Origin of the sequence: Buttiauxella agrestis ATCC 33320 (genome assembly GCF_000735355.1) — a bacterium.
Classification (GTDB): domain Bacteria; phylum Pseudomonadota; class Gammaproteobacteria; order Enterobacterales; family Enterobacteriaceae; genus Buttiauxella; species Buttiauxella agrestis.
Genome location: NZ_JMPI01000027.1, coordinates 1 through 5,496 on the forward strand (window position 1 = coordinate 1; position 5,496 = coordinate 5,496).

General features: G+C 55.9%; 5 protein-coding genes. All 5 read left to right on the forward strand.

Going from position 1 to position 5,496, the window contains the following annotated elements; genetic code table 11:
• Window positions 1-43 precede the first annotated feature (43 nt).
• The 5 genes from GBAG_RS09235 to urtD all read left to right on the forward strand — a co-directional run bounded on the left by GBAG_RS09235 (window position 44) and on the right by urtD (window position 5,475).
• Entirely contained in the window at window positions 44-721 is a 678-nt protein-coding gene (locus GBAG_RS09235; RefSeq protein ID WP_034495290.1) for a GntR family transcriptional regulator, read from the forward strand.
• 20 nt (window positions 722-741) lie between these two features.
• The gene (gene urtA, locus GBAG_RS09240; protein WP_034495292.1) at window positions 742-2,013 is read left to right on the forward strand and encodes an urea ABC transporter substrate-binding protein; all 1,272 of its coding nucleotides are present in this window, start codon (window positions 742-744) and stop codon (window positions 2,011-2,013) included.
• Between the two features lie 83 nt (window positions 2,014-2,096).
• Complete coding sequence (urtB, locus tag GBAG_RS09245; RefSeq protein WP_425591295.1) at window positions 2,097-3,605, forward strand: urea ABC transporter permease subunit UrtB; 1,509 nt, start codon at window positions 2,097-2,099, stop codon at window positions 3,603-3,605.
• The gene (urtC, locus tag GBAG_RS09250) at window positions 3,605-4,678 is read left to right on the forward strand and encodes an urea ABC transporter permease subunit UrtC (protein WP_034495296.1); all 1,074 of its coding nucleotides are present in this window, start codon (window positions 3,605-3,607) and stop codon (window positions 4,676-4,678) included. Before urtB ends, urtC begins: the two co-directional genes overlap by 1 nt.
• Window positions 4,678-5,475: an urea ABC transporter ATP-binding protein UrtD gene (gene urtD / locus GBAG_RS09255; protein ID WP_034495297.1), complete on the forward strand. Its 798-nt coding sequence runs from the start codon at window positions 4,678-4,680 to the stop codon at window positions 5,473-5,475. The genes urtC and urtD overlap by 1 nt, the downstream gene beginning before the upstream one ends.
• The last annotated feature ends 21 nt before the right edge of the window (window positions 5,476-5,496 follow it).

Genomic DNA, 5,496 nt, shown 5'->3' on the forward strand with positions numbered 1-5,496 from the left:
CCGGTCAATCCCCTCTCCCGTGGGAGAGGGTTAGGGTGAGGGTATGAAAAAAACCGAGGGCGTTGCCGAGCGTATCTACCGCTTACTGAAACAGGAAATCTTCGATTTCCAGCTGCTGCCGGGCGATCGCTTTAGCGAAAACGATATCGCGCTACGCATGGCTGCCAGCCGAACACCGGTGCGTCAGGCGTTGTATGCCCTTGAACAAGAAGGCTATGTCGAGGTGCAGCCGCGCAGCGGTTGGCAGATAAAAGCGGTGGACTTCGACTATCTCGAGTCGCTCTACGATCTGCGCATTGTGCTGGAGCTTGAGGCGGTGAAACGGCTGTGTGCGTTACCCGCCGAAGTGCGCCCGCTGCCGTTACAGGCGCTCAAGCAGTTCTGGATAGATTCCGCACCGCTACCCGATGGCGGGGAAGTCGCCAGCCACGACGAGGTTTTCCACATGACGCTGGTAGAAGCGGCGGGAAACCCGGAAATGGCGCGAGTTCACCGGGACATTACTGAAAAAATTCGCATTGTGCGGCGGCTGGATTTTACCCAACGGCCTCGCGTTAGTGCGACTTATCTCGAGCATGGGCAGATTTTGCTCGCTATTTTGAACCGTCAACTTCAGGAGGCGCAAACCCGCTTACACGACCATATCGCCGCAAGTCAGAAAGAGGTTCGTCAAATTACTCTCCATATGCTTCATCAGGCGAAGCATGGGGTTTTACCTTAATACTTTTGGAGTGAAACATTATGCAGCGTCGCACCTTTATTAAAGCCTTTGCGCTCTCAGCGTCCGTTATCAGCATGGGTTTGGCCTTTAGCGCTCAGGCCGCCGACACCATCAAAGTGGGCATCATGCATTCGCTTTCCGGCACGATGGCGATTTCTGAAACGCCGCTCAAAGATGTGGCGCTGATGACCATCGCCGACATCAACGCCAAAGGCGGCGTGCTGGGCAAGCAACTGGAACCGGTGGTGGTTGATCCGGCCTCAAACTGGCCGTTGTTCGCTGAAAAAGCCCGCCAGTTACTGAGCCAGGACAAAGCGGCAGTGGTGTTCGGCTGTTGGACATCAGTCTCACGCAAGTCGGTGTTGCCAGTGTTTGAAGAGCTGAACGGGCTGCTGTTCTACCCGGTGCAGTATGAAGGCGAAGAGATGTCGCCAAACGTGTTCTATACCGGGGCGGCGCCGAATCAGCAGGCGATTCCGGCGGTGGAATACCTGATGAGCGAGGACGGCGGGGCGGCGAAACGCTACTTCCTGCTGGGCACGGATTACGTTTATCCGCGCACCACCAACAAAATTCTGCGCGCGTTCCTGCATTCCAAAGGCGTGCAGGATAAAGATATCGAAGAGGTATATACGCCGTTTGGTTACAGCGATTACCAGACCATTGTTTCCAATATCAAGAAGTTCTCCGCAGGCGGCAAAACCGCGGTTATCTCCACCATTAATGGTGACTCCAACGTGCCGTTCTACAAAGAACTGGCAAACCAGGGCCTGAAAGCGACCGATGTTCCGGTGGTGGCGTTCTCGGTCGGCGAAGAAGAGTTGCGCGGTATCGACACCAAACCGTTAGTCGGCAACCTGGCGGCGTGGAACTACTTTGAGTCGGTGGATAACCCGACCAACAAAGCGTTTGTCGCCGAATGGAAAGCGTATGCCAAAGCTCACAAGCTGCCGAATGCCGATACGGTTGTGACCAACGACCCGATGGAAGCGACGTACGTCGGTATCCATATGTGGGCGCAGGCGGTTGAGAAAGCGGGGACTACAGATGTGGACAAAGTTCGCGCGGCGATGGCGGGGCAAACCTACAAGGCACCGTCTGGTTTTACGCTGACTATGGACGCCACCAATCACCATCTGCATAAGCCGGTGATGATTGGTGAAATTGAAGGGAACGGCCAGTTCAACGTGGTGTGGCAGACCGATGCTCCGGTACGCGCCCAGCCGTGGAGTCCGTTCATTACCGGCAACGATAAAAAATCTGACGAGCCTGTGAAAATGGCGAGTAACTAAAGCAAAAACAGTGTCGGGTGACGCTAACGCTTACCCGACCTACAAAAGCCTTTGTAGGGTGGATAAGCGCAGCGTCATCCACCATAAATCCAGGAGCCATCATGAAACTATTTCGCTGCCTGTTAATCGCATTCTGGCTGCTGCCGTGTTTCGCTCATGCCGGAGACGCTGAGGATTTTGCCGCGGCGAACCGCGCGCAACAGGCGAAAATGCTGCAAACCTGGGCGGCGGCACCGGACGCAAAACGTTTACCGTTACTCAACGCTCTGGCGCAAGAAAATCTGGTTATTAACGATAAAAAAGTCCGCCTGACTAACCGCTTACGCATTCTTGCGGGCAGCGCGCTCGCCAGTCATCGCCTGATAAGTGACAACGTCACTGAGCGGTTGCAAGCGGCAAAAGCGCTGCAACGCGACGTACAGCCTGATTTGCTGCCGCTTGTGCAGCAACGGCTAAAAGCTGAGCCTGATGAAAATGTCCGCCATGCGCTTGAAGGCGTGCTGGCACAACTGCAACTCGCCAGCACCGACGCAAAAGTGCGCCTGAACGCGGTGGAGTTACTCAGCCATTCCTCGGCCCCTGATACCCAGGCGTTGCTCAAACCGCTTACCGATCCGCAAATCGAATCTAACGAGCCGGTGCGCAAAGCCGCAGCGGAAGGGCTGCAAAAAATCCAGCATCGTTTAATCCTGGGCGACATTCTCGGCCAGGCGTTTATGGGGCTTTCGCTGGGGTCCATTTTGCTGTTAGCCGCACTCGGGCTGGCGATTACCTACGGTTTGCTCGGCGTGATTAATATGGCACATGGCGAAATGCTGATGCTCGGCGCGTATTCCGCCTGGCTGGTGCAGAGCGCTTTCCAGCACTACGCCCCGGCCTGGCTGACGTTTTACCCGATAGTGGCGCTGCCCGTGGCGTTTGCTATCACTGCCGGAATCGGTATGGCGCTGGAACGCACGATTATTCGTCATCTGTATGGTCGCCCGCTCGAAACGCTGCTGGCAACCTGGGGCATCAGCCTGATGCTGATTCAAATTGTGCGTATGGTGTTTGGCGCGCAAAACATGGAAGTCGCCAACCCGGCGTGGCTGTCGGGTGGTGTGCAGGTGTTGCCGAACCTGATTCTGCCGTGGAACCGCCTCGTGGTGATCGGTTTTGTGATGCTGGTGCTGCTGTTTACCTGGTTACTGCTCAACAAAACGCGTCTTGGCATGAATGTGCGAGCCGTGACGCAAAACCGCGCCATGGCCGCCTGCTGCGGAGTGCCAACCGGGCGCGTGGATATGCTGGCGTTTGGCCTTGGTTCTGGCATTGCCGGGCTTGGCGGTGTGGCGCTTTCGCAGCTCGGCAACGTCGGCCCGGAACTGGGGCAAGGCTACATCATCGACTCCTTCCTGGTGGTGGTGCTCGGCGGCGTTGGGCAACTGGCGGGAACCGTGGCCGCCGCCTTCGGGCTGGGTATCTTTAACAAAATACTGGAGCCGCAAATTGGTGCGGTGCTGGGCAAAATTCTCATCCTTGTGCTGATTATTCTGTTTATCCAGAAGCGCCCGCAAGGCCTGTTCGCCCTGAAAGGGAGGGTTATTGATTGATGAGCCAGCCGCTAACGTTAACGCTCGCCCGCAAAGCGCCGCGCCTCTCTATGGCGCTGGGTTCTCTGATTGTGGTGCTGATGCTGACATTGCCGTTCTTAACGCTATTACCAGCCAGCCACCCGCTGAATCTGTCCACTTATACGCTCACATTGGTCGGCAAAATTCTCTGCTATGCCATCGTCGCCGTGGCGCTGGATTTGGTGTGGGGATATGCCGGGCTACTTTCCCTCGGGCACGGCATTTTCTTCGCCCTTGGCGGCTACGCGATGGGAATGTATCTGATGCGCCAGGCCGCAGGCGACGGGCTTCCTGCTTTTATGTCGTTTTTATCCTGGGATGAGTTGCCATGGTTCTGGTGGGGCACTGAGCATTTTGCCTGGGCATTGGCGCTGATTGTGCTGGTGCCGGGGCTGCTTGCGCTGGTGTTTGGCTTTTTTGCATTCCGCTCAAAAATCAAAGGTGTCTATTTTTCGATTATGACCCAGGCGCTGACCTATGCGGGCATGCTGCTGTTTTTCCGCAATGAAACCGGCTTTGGCGGCAACAACGGTTTTACCGGGTTCACCACGATTTTAGGTATGCCGATCACCGCGACAGGCACACGCATCGGGCTGTTTATCGCCACTGTTTTGCTCCTGATGGCAAGTCTGGGGATGGGTTTTGCTCTTGCGCGCAGCAAGTTTGGCCGCGTGTTGACGGCGGTGCGTGATGCAGAAAATCGCCTGGTGTTCTGCGGGTATGATCCGAAAGGTTTCAAGCTGCTGGTATGGACGTTATCTGCCGTATTGTGCGGGCTGGCGGGGGCGCTGTATGTCCCACAGGTGGGGATTATTAACCCCGGAGAAATGTCGCCGACCAATTCCATTGAAGCGGCAATTTGGGTGGCACTCGGTGGGCGCGGCACATTGATCGGCCCGATCCTGGGTGCTGGTCTGGTGAATGGTGCAAAAAGCTATTTCACCATGGCGGTGCCGGAGTACTGGCAACTGTTCCTCGGCCTGATTTTCATCGTTGTGACGCTGTTTTTACCGCGTGGCGTGATTGGCCTGCTGCGTAAAGGAGAAAAATAATGCAACCCGGCGAACCGCTCTTTACCCGTCAGCATGAAGCTGACCGCTTCCGCGACCAGACCGACCCGGTGCTGATGCTGGAGAATATCAACGTCAGTTTTGACGGTTTCAAAGCGCTGACGGACTTGTCGCTCAATATCGGCGTGGGCGAGTTGCGCTGCGTGATTGGCCCAAACGGAGCCGGGAAAACCACGCTGATGGATGTGATCACCGGCAAAACCAAACCGCAAAGCGGCAGAGCTTTTTACGATCAATCCACCGATTTAATGCGTTTAGAACCTGCGGATATTGCCAAATGCGGCATTGGTCGCAAATTTCAGAAACCGACTGTGTTTGAAGCGCTGACGGTGTTTGAGAACCTGGAGATTGCCCAGAAAGCCGATAAATCAGTCTGGGCGAGCCTGCGGGCAAAACTCAATTCTGAACAGCGTGACCGCATCGACGAAATGCTGGCGACTTTGCGCCTTGGCGCGGAACGAAATCGTAAAGCTGGGTTGCTTTCACACGGGCAAAAGCAGTTTCTTGAAATCGGCATGTTGTTGGTGCAGGAACCTCATTTGCTGCTGCTCGATGAACCCGCTGCAGGCATGACGGATGCGGAAACGGAATACACCGCCGAGCTGTTTCGCGGGCTGGCGGGGAAGCATTCGCTGATGGTGGTGGAGCACGATATGGGCTTTGTCGAAACCATTGCCGACCACGTGACGGTGTTGCACCAGGGGCAAGTGCTGGCGGAGGGTTCGCTGCGTGAAGTGCAGGCCAACGAGCAGGTGATAGAAGTGTATCTGGGGCGGTGATTTTGTGGTGGGGGATTGACG